This window comes from Streptomyces sp. NPDC022552 (assembly GCF_055561875.1).
This window is the reverse complement of sequence record NZ_JBVHGJ010000001.1, coordinates 818,595-833,208: the sequence shown is the minus strand read 5'-3', so window position 1 is coordinate 833,208 and position 14,614 is coordinate 818,595. Positions and strand designations below refer to the sequence as shown.

The following is a 14,614-nucleotide window of genomic DNA, read 5'->3' as shown; positions in this document are numbered from 1 at the left end:
GCCGACCGGGAGGTTCGGCGGTCAGGCCTTTCCGCTGCTCATACGGCGCCGGGCGATGAAGAGACCGCCGCCGAGCGCTGCCGCGGCGACGAGCGAACCGCCGACGGCCATCTCCGTGGAGCTGGGCGCGAGCGAGCCGCCGAGGCCGCCCTGCGCGCCCTGACCGGCGAGCACGCGGAACGTCTGGGTGAGCGTGCGGCCGTTGCACTGGACGGCCAGGTTGTACTGACCCGGCGTGGCGTGGTCGTGGATACGGGCGGTGGCGGTGGACACCCCGTTGTTGTTGCCGGAGAGGGTGACCGTCGGGAAGGCGTTGGACGAGACCCGGCCGCCGGGGCAGTTCCGGACGGAGATCGTGAGGATGCCGCCCTGGTGCACGGCGAGGGGGGAGACGGTGACGCTGTTGGAACCGTCACCTCCCCGGTCGACCTGGTGGGAGCTGACGGCCAGATGGTCGGGCCCGTGGGTGGCGGCGGCGAGTGGGGCGGCGAGCCCGACCGCCGCGAACGCGGTGGCGGTCACCGCCAGAGTGCGTGCAGCACGCATGGTTGAACCTCCAGTGGAAGACGCCCCAAAGCGGTGCTCCGGGAAGTTCGACGAGTACGCCTTCCATGACGAACACTCACAAGTGGTGGCCGACCGCGCATTTCGGCACTGGTCCACCCCGGTGAGGCGACACGCCGGGGAAATGACCCCGAATCTGACGGAGTCGCAGGTCACAGGCCGTCAGGGTGATTGTCCGACGAATACTCGGATGGGTCATCGTCCCCGTCACCCGGCCTGCCCTCGGGTACGAAGGGCCCGGGGCCCGTCGGCCGCGTCCCGGCGGACGTGCGGCACCCGTCCGGCGCCCGGCCGCCACCCGTTCGCCCCGCTCTGATCGCCGGCCCGGCCCGCCGCCCTTACCGTTCTGACGACGCCACGAAGGGAGAACCATGCGGCCCAAGGACTTCAGCGTCTTCGAGCCGAGAAGGATGCGCCGGCCGTGGGGCGTCCTGACTCTCGTCATGCTGTCCGGTCTGGCGATGATGCGCAATGGAGTCGACGTCGAGCTCGGCCCGCCGCAGCCCGCGGCCGCCGCGGCTCTCGACACCCGTCTGACCGGGCCCGCGCCCCCCGCCTCCGCCGACCTGGAGCCCCTTCCCCACGCCCCCGCCTCCCGCATCAGGATTCCCTCGATCTCGGTCAACGCCCCGATCATGGACGTCGGTCTGGACGCGGCCGGGTGGATCGAGGCACCGCCCCCGCAGGACCCCAACATGGCGGGCTGGTACCAGAACGGCATCGCGCCCGGGCAGCGCGGCACGGCCGTCGTCGTCGGCCATGTCGACAACGAGGCGGGCCCCGCGGTCTTCTACGGCCTCGGCTCGCTGGAGAAGGGCCAGCACATCGAGGTGGAGCGGTACGACGGCCGGGTCGCGGTCTTCGAGATCTACGGCATCGAGGTCTACTCCAAGAACGACTTCCCCGGGGCCGCGGTCTACGGCGACACCGGGGCACCCGAGCTGCGGGTCATCACCTGTGGTGGCGGCTACTCCCGGGCGCACGGCTACGACGGCAACGTGGTGGTCTACGCCCGGATGATCGGCTCCAACTGAGCGGTCGGCACGTCCGCGCGAAGGCCCCCGGCGCTATGGAGCGCCGGGGGCCTTCGCCGTACGGACTCAGCGCCGGGGCACGGTGATGCTGTAGCCGGCGTCCAGGAGTTCGGGCAGGTACCGCCTGAGCGCCGCCACGCTCTGGGACCGGTCGCCGCCCGCGTCGTGCGAGAGGACGACGACGCCGGGCGCCGCCCCGTCCAGGACGGCGCGCACGATGCTGCCGGTGCCCGGCTCCTTCCAGTCGAGGGTGTCGACGGTCCAGGCGAGCGGCTCCATGCCGAGCTCGGCGCCGATCTCGAATGAGTGCCGGTTCCACGCCCCGAACGGGGCGCGGTACCAGAGAGGGGCCGAGCCGAGGATCCTCTGGACCAGGTCGCTGGTGGAGCCCAGCTCGTCCCGGATGCGGGACGGGCGCAGCTTGGGGATCAGGGGATGGGACCAGGTGTGGTTGCCGACCACATGCCCGTCCGCGGCCATCTCCCGCACCAGGTCCTGGTTCTCGACCGCCATCTCGCCGCAGACGAAGAACATCGCCCGGCAGCCGTGACGGCGCAGGGTGGCGAGGATCTCCGGGGTGTAGCGGGGGTCGGGGCCGTCGTCGAAGGTGAGCACCATCGAACGGCCGACGCCGGACATCTTCAGGAACGGCCGCTGCCGGACGGGCGGAACGGCCCGGCGGTGGGCCGGGGGCGCGTACGCCGTCATCGGCTGGAGCCGGTACGAGGACGGCCTCAGCCGCGCGCCCGGCGGCGGCCCGGCGGCCGGGCCGCCGCCGGGGACCGGTCGTCCGGCCGGTCCGGACGCCTCCGGCGCGGTGCCCGGGGGCGCCGCGAGACGGTCTGCCGAGAGGACTCCGACCGTGGCTGTGGCCCCGAGGGCGGCGGCGATGCGCAGGATCGTCCGCCGCCCACTGGGCTTCTCATCCTTTTTCATGACTAATAGCTCGCACGGCCGAACGCCGACGCGCCCCACCCACACCGACGGCCCGCCCGAATGCACCCGATGGGCGCACACCGACGGACGGTGCGCGCCCTGGAGGGCCGGGCCCGACAGCGGCCCTACTCCCCCATCACCAGCCCGTCCTTCGCGGCTCCCCGGTCGAGGACGACGTCGCGGATGGAGTCGCGTACGGCGGTGAGGGGTTCACCCTTCTTGATGGCGGCGTTGAGGTTGACCACCCGGCCGCGGCCCGTGTCGAACCACTGCGGGAGGAACTCCGCCCTGGCGACCTCCCACCGCGCGCCGGTGGCGGTGGGAGGGGTGAAGGTGAAGCGCGCGAGGGTGCCCTGGTTGCCGCGGGGGTCGAAGGCGCCCTGGTGGTTGACCATGTCGCCGGCGATCTGGTCCCCCATCCCGTAGACGATCCAGGTGCCGTTGACCTTCTCGTACGCCTGGGGCACATGAGCGTGCGTGCCGAGGATCAGGTCGATGTCGGGCCGGCCCCCGCTCTTCGACGACGTGAGGGCCCGGCCGAGGGTGAGCTGCCGCTCGTCCGGGGCGGTCTGCCACTCCGTTCCCCAGTGGATGCTGACCACGACGACGTCGGCGCCGGCCTTCCGGGCGGCCCGGGCGTCGGCAACGATCTTCTCCTCGTCGATCAGATTGACCGCCCACGGCTGCCCCGCCGGCAGGGGGTAGCCGTTGGTGTCGTAGGTGTACGCGAGCTGGGCGACGGTCGCGTCGCCCGCCTTGAGCAGCGTGGGGCGCGCGGCCTCCTCGGCGGTGCGGGCCGAACCGGCGTGCCGCACACCCGCCTTGTCGAGGGCGTCGAGGGTGCGGGCGAGTCCGGCGGCGCCGTCGTCCAGGCTGTGGTTGGAGGCGGTGGAGCAGGAGTCGTACCCGGTCGCCTTGAGGGCGGGGGCGATCTCGGGCGGGGAGGTGAAGGCCGGGTAGCCGGCGTAGGGCCCGCCCTCCGGTCCGTACACCGTCTCCATGTGGCAGATCGCCAGATCGGCCCCCGAGACGACGCTCCTGACGCCGGAGAACATCGGCCGGAAGTCGTATCCCCGACCGTTCGCGTCGGCGGCGGCCCGCCTGATGATCGAGTCGTGCGGCAGGACGTCGCCGGAGGCGACGAGGGTGAAGCCGGTCCGGGCCGAGGCGCCGCCGCCGACCGGCGAGGGGACGGAGGGGCTCCCGGGATCGGGCCGCGCAAACGGGGCGTCGGCACCGCCCGCGCAACCGGTCGCCGCCGTGAGCAGGACCGCCACGAAGGCCACCGCTCCGGGTTTCGTACGCTGGGTCATCTGCCGACTCCGCCCGATTCATAGGATAAACAGCTTTCCTGATGAATTGACAGGGGATGATTGCCCCAGTCAAGAGTCAAAGCCGCATCGGACGCAAACCCCGCTTAATCGGATTAAGCAGCTCCGGCCGACCGCTCACCGCACCATTCGCCGCTCGGTGCGACCGCTCGTCGCAGACAGTTGCCCGTTCCCTGTCCCTGGTCGCCCGCATGCGTTCGTATACGCCCCGGGACGACGAGCCGGCAGAAGAGGTGTGGAGCATGACAACGGCGACCGTGACGACGGGGAAGGCGACGACGGACGAGCGGGCCCTCGCGGAGCTCCAGCGTGACCACGGCCAGGCCCTCCTCGCCTTTCTGCTCGGACTCACCTACGGGGACCAGCAGCGCGCGGAGGACCTGGTGCAGGAGACGCTGGTACGGGCCTGGCTCCACCCGGAGGCCTTCGACAGCCCCTACGAGTCGATGCGCCCCTGGCTCTTCACCGTGGCCCGGCGCCTCGCCATCGACGCCCGGCGCTCCCGGCTCGCCAGGCCCGCCGAGATCGGCGACGGGATGCTCGCCGCCACGCCCGACCCGGCGGACGCCACGGAGTCCGCGGTGGCCGCGCTCGACGTGCGCGAGGCCGTCCGGGGCCTCAGCCCGGAACACCGCGCGGTCCTGGTCAGCCTCTACTTCCGGGGCCTGACCGTCAACGAGGCCGCGGCCGACCTCGGCATCCCCGCCGGGACCGTCAAGTCCCGCTCGCACTACGCGCTGCGGCAGCTCGGACACCGGCTGCCCGACTACCGGCCGCGGCGCCGTGCCGTTGCCCGTCGGCGGACCGCGGCCGCACAATGACCTCGTGACGCCGACGCTGACTCCCGCCGCCGCCGAGAAGATCCTCGCCGACAACTTCGCCCCCTGGGTGCTCGATCTGGGACTCTCCGTGGTCTCGGTCGATGCCCACGAGGCTGCGCTGCGCCTCCCGTGGTCCGACCGGCTCGCCAGGGAGGGCGGGGGCCTGTCGGGTCAGGCGCTGATGGCCGCCGCCGACACGGCGACGGTGATCGCGGTCGCGGCGGCGCGCGGCGGCTTCGTGCCGATGACGACGGTGCAGCAGTCCATCAGCTTCCAGCGCGCGGTGCTCGGTACGGACGTGCTGGTACGGGCCCGGCTCACCAAGGCGGGCCGCCGGATGGCGTTCGCGGACATCACGATGACGGCCGAGGGCACGGACGAGATCGCCGCGCACGCGACGGCGGTGTACGCGCTCCTCGGCTGAGGCGCCGGGCGTCCCATCGCCCCGCCCGCCCCGGGCGCCTCCCCGCCCTCCCGGTGCCCCACGGGCACCGATCCGGCGGAGAAACGTATCCGAAACCACACCGGCGAGTTGAGTAAAGAGCGACCCACACGCGTCTTCCTCGGTGGAGGCTCGTGTTCGGGATCGCCGACCGACATGTCCGGGAGAAGGTGGGAGCGTTGCTGCCCGAGAGTACGAACGGCACCAGCGGGGGCGGGCTCGCCGTCCCGATGGCGTGGCTGTGTGCCGAGTTCATAGCCGACGATCTGCTGCGCGCCGGCTGTCTGGTCGCGCCCGGCACCCTGGAGTACCGGGCCGGGCGGCAGACGCTCGCGCTCACCATCCATCTCTGCGAGGGTGCCCAGGCGCTGGGCGGGGCGCGGTCCGCGGGCCGGCTCGACGAGTGGATGTCCAGGACCGCCTACGACCACCCCTGGCCGCAGTGGGTCCGCGCACGGCTGGCCGAGCGGGCCCACGCCGGCGAGGACGGCCCGGACCTCGCCATGGCCCGCGAGACCTGGCGCCTCCTGGAGGCGACATCGGTGCGGGCGACCGACCTGGGCGGGCTGCCGCCGGCCGGGCTCGGCTGCCTGCCCGTCGACGAGTCGACCGAAGTATGGATGCCCGCCTGGCAGTTGGGTCTTCCGCTCGGCCATCTGGCGCTGCATCTCTACTGATCGGAGAGTTGGGGGGCCGTCGGGTGCACCCCTGGGCGGTACTTGGGAATCCGTACCGTCACCTTCATCCCCGCACCGATTCCGGTCTCGATGACAAGACCGTGCTCCGCCCCGTACACCTGGCGCAGCCGCTCGTCGACGTTGGACAGGCCGATGCCCGATCCGGTGGGCCGCTCCCCCAGCAGGATCGCGCGCAGCACGTCGGGGTCCATGCCCACACCGTCGTCCTCGATCACGACCACCGCCTCCGCCCCGGCGTCACGGGCCGCGATCGTGACCCGGCAGGTGTTCACGCTGTCTTCCAGGCCGTGCTTCACGGCGTTCTCCACGAGCGGCTGGAGGCAGAGGAACGGCAGCGCCACCGGCAGCACCTCGGGCGCGATCTGCAGCGTGACCTTGAGGCGGTCGCCGAAGCGGGCACCTGCGAGCGCCAAGTACTGCTCGATGGCGCGCAGTTCGTCGGCGAGCTGGGCGAACTCCCCGTGCCTGCGGAAGGAGTACCGGGTGAAGTCGGCGAACTCCAGGAGCAGCTCCCGCGCCCGTTCGGGGTCGGTGCGGACGAACGAGGCGATCGCGGCGAGGGAGTTGAAGATGAAGTGCGGGGAGATCTGGGCGCGCAGGGCCCGGATCTCCGCCTCCACGATCCTGGTCCGTGAGCGGTCGAGCTCTGCCAGTTCGAGCTGGACGGAGACCCAGCGGGCGACCTCCGTCGCGGCCCTCACGAGCACGGCCGACTCCCGCGAACCGTAGGCGACGAGCGCGCCGAGGACGCCGTCCTCTCCGGTGAGCGGAGCGATGACCGCCCAGCGCAGCGGGCAGTCGACATCGGCGCAGCCGGTGTGCGCGGAGCGGCTGCGCCCGGAGCCGAGGATCGCGGCGACCTGCTCCATGACGTGCTCGCGGTGGTGGCTCTCGCCCGGCCCGTCCCAGGCGAGGACGTCGGACCGGTCGGTCAGGCAGAGCGCCTCCGTCCCGAGCAGCGAGCGAAGGTGCCGGGCGGCCTTGTGCGCGGTGTCCTCGGTGAGACCGGCACGCAGCGGCGGGGCGGCGAGCGAGGCGGTGTGCAGGGTGTGGAAGGTGGCCCGCTCGACGGGGGTGCCGAGGTCGAGGTCGGCCGCCCGGCCTCCGCGGCCGGAGGCGAGCCGCCCGAGGACGAAGCCGACGGCGAGGAGCACGGCCCCGACGGCGGCGGAGGCGGCGAACGCGATCCCGCTCATCGCTCGGCCCCCCGCGCACCGGGCTCGGGGCGCGGCTCGTGACGCACCGGCTCCGGGCGGGCCGTCAGCTCCTCCGGCAGGTGCAGCCGGGCCAGGAGCGCCGGTGTGGCGGCCGGGATGTGCCGGGCGGTGGCGAGCGACACCAGGATCATCGTGAGGAAGCCCAGCGGAACCGACCAGACCGCCGGCCAGGCCATCAGGGTGTGCGGCCAGCCCTCCGCCGGCAGACCGGCGCGGGTCGCCATCACCGCCGTGAGCGCGGAGCCGCCGCCGAGCACCAGCCCGGCCATGGCGCCCGGCGGGGTGAGCCGGCGCCACCAGATGCCGAGGACGAGCAGCGGACAGAAGGAGGAGGCGGAGACCGCGAACGCGAGGCCGACGGCGTCCGCGACCGGGACCTTCGAGGCGAAGACCCCGGCGGTCAGCGGTACGGCGGTGGCCAGCAGGGTCGCGAGCCGGAAGTGCCGTACGCCCCGGGAGGGGAGCACGTCCTGGGTGAGGACCCCGGCGACCGCCATCGTGAGCCCGGAGGCGGTGGAGAGGAAGGCGGCGAACGCCCCGCCGGCGAGCAGCGCGCCGAGCAGGTCGCCGGGCACTCCGCCGAGCATCCGCTCGGGCAGGACGAGCACGGCGGCGTCGGCGGCTCCGGTGAGGGCCAGTTCGGGGGCGTAGATCCGGCCGAGCGCCCCGTAGAGCGGCGGCAGCAGATAGAACGCGCCGACGAGACCGAGGACGACCAGCGTGGTCCGGCGGGCCGCCCGGCCGTGGGGGCTGGTGTAGAAGCGGACCGCGACGTGCGGCAGCCCCATGGTGCCCAGGAAGGTGGCGAGGATCAGCCCGTACGTGGCGTAGAGCTGGTGGCCGTCGCGCCCGCCGGCCAGCGGCTGGGACCAGCCGAGGGGATCGGCTCCGGTGGAGGCCCGGGTGGGGACGGGGGCGCCCTGGGGGAAAGCGAGTTCGGTGCCGCCCTCGACGCGGTGGGCGCCCTCGTCCAGGGTGACGGCCCGCCCTTCGTACGGGAGGCCGTCGACGCGGCCGGTGACGGTGAGCGTGAGGGGGGCGTCGAGCTCGATCCGTACGGTGTCGGCGACCTTCACGGTGGTGTGCTCGCGGAAGACGGCCGGGGCGTCGAAGCGGACGCGGGGCGCGTCGTCGCCGAACCAGGCGGCCGTCAGGAAGAGGGCGGGCACGAGCAGGGCGGTGAGCTTCAGCCAGTACTGGAAGGCCTGCACGAAGGTGATGCTGCGCATGCCGCCCGCGGCGACGATGCCGGTGACGACGAGGGCGACGAGGAGTCCGCCCACCCAGTCGGGCGCCCCGGTGAGGATCTCCAGGGTGAGCCCCGCGCCCTGGAGTTGCGGGAGCAGGTAGAGCCAGCCGATGCCGACGACGAAGAGGCTGGCGAGCCTGCGGGCGGTCGGGGACTCGAGGCGGGCCTCCGCGAAGTCGGAGAGGGTGTACGCCCCCGAGCGGCGCAGCGGGGCGGCGACGAGGACGAGCAGGACCAGATAGCCGGCGGTGTAGCCGACGGGGTACCAGAGCATGTCCGGGCCCTGGACGAGGACGAGGCCCGCGATGCCGAGGAAGGAGGCGGCGGAGAGGTACTCGCCGCTGATGGCGGCGGCGTTCAGACCGGGCCGTACGGTGCGGGAGGCGACGTAGAAGTCGGAGGTCGTACGGGATATCCGCAGGCCGAGGGCGCCGATGAGCACGGTCGTCAGGACGACGGCGGTGACGGCGGCCACCGCGTAGGTGTGGTTCACGTCCGGCCCCCGCGCTCAGCGGCCCTCGACGAGACCGGTGAAGTCGCGCTCGTTGCGTTCGGCTCGGCGGACGTACCAGTGGGCGACGGCCCAGATGACGGGGTACACGCCGACGCCGAGCGTGATCCAGACGAAGGCCTCGGGCGCGGGGAGCGCGAGCAGGAGGGGCAGCGGTCCGACGCAGAGGGCCAGCGCGCCCAGCGCGGTGAGGGCGGCCCGCAGCTGGCTCCGCATGAGGGAGCGGACGTAGGTGTGGCCGAGGGTGGTCTGCTCGCTGATCTCCGAGCGAGCGGAGCGAGGTGGGGGTCCCCCCGGCCGGCGGCTGAGGGAGGGCGGATGGCCGGGGAAGCGCTGCCGGGGCAGTCCGCTGTCACGGAGCGCGGAGGCGCGCGTGACCGTCTCGCGCCGGGGCCGGCGCGGCGGTGGTTCCTCGGACGTCGGTGTCCGCTCCGGCATCGGTCGACCTCGCAGGGGCTGTGGAGTGCACGGAGTCTACGCAGCGGTGTTCACGCACGGTAGAGGCTGAGGCCAGGCCCCCGGCACGGCCCGCGGGTCAGCCGCCCGCGCGGCGCATGAGGAGGTCGCGCAGCTGGCGGGCGTGGCGGCGGCTCACGGCGAGCTCGGTGCCGCCGAGGCGGACGGAGGTGGCGCCGCCGTCGAGCCGGAGTTCGTCGATGCGGGCGAGCGCGACGAGGTGGCTGCGGTGGATCCGGACGAAGCCGCGGGCGGCCCACCGCTCCTCCAGGGTGGAGAGCGGGATGCGGACGAGGTGGCTGCCCCCGTCGGTGTGCAGGCGCGCGTAGTCGCCCTGCGCCTCGACGTAGGCGATGTCGTCGACGGCCACGAACCGGGTGACCCCGCCGAGTTCGACCGGTATCTGCTCGGGCGCCGCGACGGCGGGCGGCGCGACGGCGGCGGGGGCCGCGGCGGCGTGCACCAGCTCGCGGACGCGGCGGACCGCCTCGGCGAGCCGCTCGCTGCGCACCGGCTTGAGGACGTAGTCCACGGCCTTGAGGTCGAAGGCCTGCACCGCGAACCCCTCGTGGGCCGTGACGAAGACGATCAGCGGGGGCCGGGCGAAGCCGGCGAGGAGCCGGGCGAGGTCGAGGCCGGTGAGCCCCGCCATGTGGATGTCGAGGAAGACGACATCGATCGCCTCGTCCCCGTCGGGCCCGGCCTCCAGCGCGCGGCCGATCCTGCGCAGCGCCTCGGTGGCGTCGGTGGCACCTTCGGCGCTGCGGATCCGCGGATCGGCACGGAGGAGGTAGAGCAGTTCCCCGAGGGCCGGCTCTTCGTCGTCGACGGCCAGTACGCGCAGCATGCGGCGGAGTCTAAGGGAGGACGCTACTTCAGGAACTTGGACGTCCGGCGGTCGGCGAGCGGTGTGCCGCCGGTCTGACAGGTGGGGCAGTACTGGAGCGAGGAGTCCCGGTACGAGACCTCGCGGATGGTGTCGCCGCAGACCGGACAGGCCTCGCCGGTCCGGCCGTGGACCCGTAGCCCGCTCTTCTTCTCGGCCTTGAGCTTGCCGGCGGCGACGCCGTGGGAGCGCTCGACGGCCTCGCGCAGGGTGGTGCGCATCGCTTCGTAGAGCACGGCGGTCTCGGCCTCGGTCAGGTTCTGGGTGGGCTTGAAGGGCGACATCTTCGCCACGTGGAGGATCTCGTCGCTGTACGCGTTGCCGATCCCGGCGATCAGGCTCTGGTCGCGCAGAGCGCCCTTGAGCCGGCGTCGCTCGCCGGTCAGCAGGGCGGTGAAGGCGGAGAGGTCGAACTCCTCGGCGAGCGGGTCGGGGCCGAGCCGGGCGACGCCGGGCACGTCCCGGGGGTCCCTGACCAGATGGACGGCGAGGCGTTTGGTGGTGCCGGCCTCGGTGAGGTCGAAGCCGTCGCCGCCGGTGAGCGCGGTCCGCAGGGCGAGCGGCCCCTTGCCGGGGCGCGGCGCGCCGGAGGGCAGGGGGTCCTTCCACTGGAGCCAGCCCGCGCGCGCCAGATGGATCAGGAGGTGGAGCCGCCCCGCGGCGCCGTCGGTGGCGATGTCGAGGAACTTGCCGTGCCGGGCGATCCCGGTGACGGTGGCGCCCTCGACGGCGCTCAGGGGCGGGTCGTACGTCTTGAGCACACTGATCGCGACGGGCAGGGCGCGGGCGATCTCCTTGCCCACCAGATGCTCGTCGAGGAACTCTCGCAGGGCTTCCACCTCGGGCAGTTCGGGCATGGCTCCACCCTGCCGCAGGCGCCGCCGGGACGCGCGCTCAGTCGGCCTTCTCGAGGAGATCGAGTTCGTCGGAGAGCGCGGCGGCCAGCGCGTCGAGGTCGGGGACGGCCTTGCCGTCGGCGACCAGGCCGACATGGACCCGGCCGCCGTACGGGGACATGGCCACGGCGAGCGCCTGGCCGCGGGCGAGCGGGGCCATCGGGAAGAGGGTGCGCAGCGGTGCTCCGCCGAGGGAGAGGGCCGAGCGGGGCAGCGGCACGTTGGTGACCAGGACGTCGAAGAGCAGCCGCGCGGCGCCGCCGGCCAGCGGGGCGCCGAAGCGGTGGGCGAGCGGAGGCAGTTGGTCGACGAGGACGGCCAGCGCTCCGGCGCCCCGCAGCGGCCCGTCGGCCTTGTTGCGGTCCATGGCCCGGCGTACGGCGGCGAGCCGGGCGGCGGGGTCGGGCTCGGTGACCGGCAGGGTGAGGAGGTAGGCGGAGAAGCTGTTGCCGGAGGCCGCCGGGGAGCCGGGCCGCCGGCGGGAAACGGGGACCAGGGCGCGCGGGTCGGCGCCGGGGAGCGGTTCGCCGCGCTCGTCGAGCCAGCGGCGCAGGGCTCCGGCGACCACGGCGAGCAGGACGTCGTTGGCGGTACCGCCCGAGGTGCGGCGGATCCGGTGGACGCGTTCCAGGTCGAGGACCGCGGTGGCGACCCGTCGGGTGCCGCTGGAGTCGGCGGCGAGAGCGGCCGTGGCAGGCGGGTCGAGCCGGCCGGCCCGGGCGACCGAGGCGCCGACCACGGAGGCGCCGACCTCGACGGCCCGGCCGAGGTCGCCGATGCGCTCGCGCGCGGCGCCGACGATCCGGCCGGGGCCGGGGAGCCAGGAGCGCGGGGGTACGGCGACCGGTCGCCACCGCCCGTCCGGGGAGTCGCCTCGCGCGGCCCCCTTCCTTCCCGTACGGCGGGCGAGGGCGGCGATCTCGTCGAAGATCCCGGCACCGATGGCGACGGCCCGCATGCCGTCGGCGAGGGCGTGGTGGAGCTTGACGAGGACGGCGAACGAGCCGTCGGGCGCGCCGGTGAGGAGATACATCTCCCAGGGCGGCAGCCCGCGTTCGACGGGCCGTTCCATCAGCTCGCCGGCCAGGCGGGCGGCCTCGGCGTCGAAGTCGGCGCCCGGCAGTGCGATCTCCCGCACGTGGCGTCGCACGTCGAAGTGCTTGTCGGTGGCCCAGGCGGCGGCGCCGACGGGCAGCAGGACGTCGCGGACCCTCATCCGCAGGCGCGGGATGGCGGCGGCGCGGTTCCCGAGCAGCTCCAGGACGGTGGACGGGTCGCCGTCGCCGGGGAGCGGGCCGAAATGGGCGAGGGCGCCCAGGTGCATGGGGTGGTCGGTGGATTCGAGATGCCAGAAAGCCAGATCGAGAGGTGCCAGAAGCTCACTGCTCAAGAGATCCCCATGTCCTAGGGTGGCGAGAAACCAGGTGGCGGAAACCGCAGTCAATCGCGTGCGGTCCATTACGGTCAAGTACGATCTGTGTACGCAGAGTTAACAATGAATTCGCACCAGACGCACTTGCCGCTGCCACGCGATTCGACTCCCCAGACGTCCGAGATCCGGTCCACGAGCATCAGACCCCGGCCCGAGACGCCCGCCTCGCCCGCCTCACGACGTCGTGGCAGCGCGCTGGAACGGTCCTCCACCTCCACCCGGAGGCGCCGTTCCGGACCCGCCAGCATCCGCAGGGTCACGATCGCCCCGCCGTCGGTGTGCATCAGCGCGTTGGTGATCAGCTCGTCGGCGGCCAGCTCGATCTCGTCCGAGCGATCGCCCGCGCCCCAGGCCCGTACGGCCGCGCGGATCATGTGCCGGGCCGACCGCAGCGCCTCCGGGTCGCTCTGCGCCACGTGCTGCTGGAGGCGGCCGCCGGACTGCGGGAAGTACGCCCCCTGCCGCCGCAGCAGCAGAAGCGCCATGTCGTCGTCGCCACCCCGCTCGTCCACGACCTCGCAGAGGTGGTCGGCGAGCTGCTGGAGGTCGCGCGGTCCCTGCTCCACCAGCGAGCAGAGCCATCGCAGTCCGTCGTCGAGATCGGAGCCCGGCTTCTCGATCATCCCGTCGGTGTACAGCAGCAGGGTCTGCCCCGGGGACAGCCCCAGCGTCGTCGAGGGGTAGTCGAGGCGGTCGAACTCGGCCGAGAGGCCCAGCGGAAGCCCGCCGTCCACGGGCAGTCGGCGGCAGCTTCCGTCGGTGTCCTGGAGCAGCGGGTCGACATGCCCGGCACGGACCACCTGCATGGCACCGGTCGTGAGGTCCGCCTCCACATAGGTGCAGGTGGCGGAGCGGTCGGTGTCCAGCTCATGGAGGAAGACCGAGGCACGGGCCATCACCGTCGCGGGCGTGTGGCCCTCGGCGGCGTAGGCGCGCAGCACGATCCGCAGCTGTCCCATCACGGCGGCGGCGTGGGTGTCGTGTCCCTGGACGTCTCCGATGACGGCGCCGACCCGGCCACCGGGCAGCGGGATGATGTCGTACCAGTCACCGCCGATGTCCCGGCCGAGGCGGGCCGAGCGGTAGCGGACCGCTATCTGGGCGCCGGGCACGTCCGGGATGCGGCGCGGCAGCATCGCCTGCTGGAGCCCCTCGGCCAGGTCGTGTTCCTGCTCGTAGAGCATCGCGCGTGCGAGGCTCTGCGCGATGCTGCTGCCGAGTGCGACCAGCAGATTGCGCTCGTCGGCGCTGAAGCCGTTCCGGTCGCTGTAGAGCAGCCCGAGCGCGCCGATCGGCCGGGCCTGGGCGATCAGCGGGAGGTAGGCCGCCGAGGTGATGCCGAGGCCGCTGATGTGGGGCCACAGGATCGGGTACGACGCGGCGAAGTCCTCCGGCGAGTCGATGAACCGGGGCCTGAGGGTCCGGATCACCTCACCCATGGGGTACGGCTCGTCCACCCGGGTGAAGCGCGTGCCGGGCACGAAAGCGCCCTGGGGGCCCTCGGCGACGAGGTGGATCCGGCCGGACTCCAGGAGCCCCATGACCAGGCTGGTGGCGCCGAAGTACTCGAGGCCGTGCGAGTCGCTGAGGAGGTCGATGACGTCCTGCACGGTCCGGGCGTGGGCGAGGGCGGCCGTGGTGCGTTCCACCACGCTGGTGCGTTCCCGCCGGCCCTCGTCCAGGCCGAGCCGGGCGGCCTGCTCGGTCACCTCCTCCGAGGCGTCCCGGACGATGCCGACGATCCGGACGGGGCGGCCGGCCTCGTCCCGCAGAACCTGGCCCTCGGTGTGTGTCCAGCGGGGTGTGCCGCTCCGCAGCCGGACGCGGAAGTACGCGCCGTAGTGATCGCTGCCGTCCTTCAGCGCGTGACTGACGAGCGTGTCGAGCTGTCGGCGTTCGTCGGGCATCACGCGGGGGGCCAGGGTGGCGGGGTGGTCGTCGTACTCCTCGGGACGCATGTCGAAGACCCGCAGGGCGCTGTCGTCCATGGTCATCAGTCCGGTGAGCAGGTCCCAGTCGAAGCTGCCCATGCGGAACGCCCGGCCGTGGTCCCGGAGGAAGCAGCAGCCGACACCGCCCGTGCCCGATGCACAGCGGCAGGGCTCCGCCGCTTCGCCACCCCCGCTTCCCGCGCTCATGTG

14 protein-coding genes are annotated in these 14,614 nt (G+C 73.2%); 4 read left to right on the top strand and 10 right to left on the bottom strand.

What is annotated here, in order from left to right; all coding sequences use genetic code 11:
* Window positions 1-21: 21 nt before the first annotated feature.
* On the bottom strand, window positions 22-546 hold the full coding sequence (locus ACZ3OF_RS03830; protein WP_467302553.1) for a hypothetical protein: 525 nt from the start codon (window positions 544-546) through the stop codon (window positions 22-24).
* A gap of 389 nt (window positions 547-935) precedes the next feature.
* Between ACZ3OF_RS03830 and ACZ3OF_RS03825 the strand changes: the two genes are divergently transcribed.
* Complete coding sequence (locus tag ACZ3OF_RS03825; protein WP_361666462.1) at window positions 936-1,598, top strand: class F sortase; 663 nt, start codon at window positions 936-938, stop codon at window positions 1,596-1,598.
* Between the two features lie 66 nt (window positions 1,599-1,664).
* Here the strand turns inward: ACZ3OF_RS03825 and ACZ3OF_RS03820 are convergent, their stop codons facing one another.
* Window positions 1,665-2,534 (bottom strand): polysaccharide deacetylase family protein, encoded by an 870-nt coding sequence (locus ACZ3OF_RS03820; RefSeq protein WP_361666464.1) that lies wholly within the window; start codon window positions 2,532-2,534, stop codon window positions 1,665-1,667.
* A 125-nt stretch (window positions 2,535-2,659) separates the two neighbouring features.
* Complete coding sequence (locus tag ACZ3OF_RS03815; protein WP_361666465.1) at window positions 2,660-3,847, bottom strand: CapA family protein; 1,188 nt, start codon at window positions 3,845-3,847, stop codon at window positions 2,660-2,662.
* Between the two features lie 275 nt (window positions 3,848-4,122).
* On the opposite strand from ACZ3OF_RS03815, the gene ACZ3OF_RS03810 reads away from it, so the two are divergent.
* From ACZ3OF_RS03810 to ACZ3OF_RS03800, 3 genes are all read left to right on the top strand, one after another.
* Window positions 4,123-4,686, top strand: a complete 564-nt coding sequence (locus ACZ3OF_RS03810) for a sigma-70 family RNA polymerase sigma factor (RefSeq protein WP_361667296.1) — start codon at window positions 4,123-4,125, stop codon at window positions 4,684-4,686.
* Between the two features lie 4 nt (window positions 4,687-4,690).
* Window positions 4,691-5,110 (top strand): PaaI family thioesterase, encoded by a 420-nt coding sequence (locus ACZ3OF_RS03805; RefSeq protein WP_361666467.1) that lies wholly within the window; start codon window positions 4,691-4,693, stop codon window positions 5,108-5,110.
* 197 nt (window positions 5,111-5,307) lie between these two features.
* Window positions 5,308-5,805, top strand: a complete 498-nt coding sequence (locus ACZ3OF_RS03800; RefSeq protein WP_361666468.1) for a hypothetical protein — start codon at window positions 5,308-5,310, stop codon at window positions 5,803-5,805.
* On the opposite strand, the gene ACZ3OF_RS03795 is transcribed toward ACZ3OF_RS03800, so the two are convergent.
* From ACZ3OF_RS03795 to ACZ3OF_RS03765, 7 genes are all read right to left on the bottom strand, one after another.
* Complete coding sequence (locus tag ACZ3OF_RS03795) at window positions 5,799-7,022, bottom strand: sensor histidine kinase (protein ID WP_361666469.1); 1,224 nt, start codon at window positions 7,020-7,022, stop codon at window positions 5,799-5,801. The genes ACZ3OF_RS03800 and ACZ3OF_RS03795 overlap by 7 nt on opposite strands.
* Window positions 7,019-8,785, bottom strand: a complete 1,767-nt coding sequence (locus ACZ3OF_RS03790) for a sodium/solute symporter (protein ID WP_467302547.1) — start codon at window positions 8,783-8,785, stop codon at window positions 7,019-7,021. Before ACZ3OF_RS03790 ends, ACZ3OF_RS03795 begins: the two co-directional genes overlap by 4 nt.
* A 15-nt stretch (window positions 8,786-8,800) precedes the next feature.
* Complete coding sequence (locus ACZ3OF_RS03785) at window positions 8,801-9,241, bottom strand: DUF485 domain-containing protein (protein ID WP_361666471.1); 441 nt, start codon at window positions 9,239-9,241, stop codon at window positions 8,801-8,803.
* A 97-nt stretch (window positions 9,242-9,338) separates the two neighbouring features.
* Window positions 9,339-10,106 carry a LytR/AlgR family response regulator transcription factor gene (locus ACZ3OF_RS03780; RefSeq protein WP_361666473.1) on the bottom strand — a complete coding sequence of 256 codons (768 nt, stop codon included), beginning with the start codon at window positions 10,104-10,106 and terminating at the stop codon, window positions 9,339-9,341.
* 23 nt (window positions 10,107-10,129) lie between these two features.
* Window positions 10,130-11,002, bottom strand: a complete 873-nt coding sequence (locus ACZ3OF_RS03775) for an Fpg/Nei family DNA glycosylase (RefSeq protein ID WP_361666474.1) — start codon at window positions 11,000-11,002, stop codon at window positions 10,130-10,132.
* A gap of 37 nt (window positions 11,003-11,039) precedes the next feature.
* Entirely contained in the window at window positions 11,040-12,431 is a 1,392-nt protein-coding gene (locus tag ACZ3OF_RS03770) for a wax ester/triacylglycerol synthase family O-acyltransferase (protein WP_361666475.1), read from the bottom strand.
* Between the two features lie 74 nt (window positions 12,432-12,505).
* A complete protein-coding gene (locus ACZ3OF_RS03765; protein ID WP_361666477.1) occupies window positions 12,506-14,611 on the bottom strand; it encodes a SpoIIE family protein phosphatase in 2,106 nt (701 codons plus the stop codon).
* Between the last annotated feature and the right edge of the window lie 3 nt (window positions 14,612-14,614).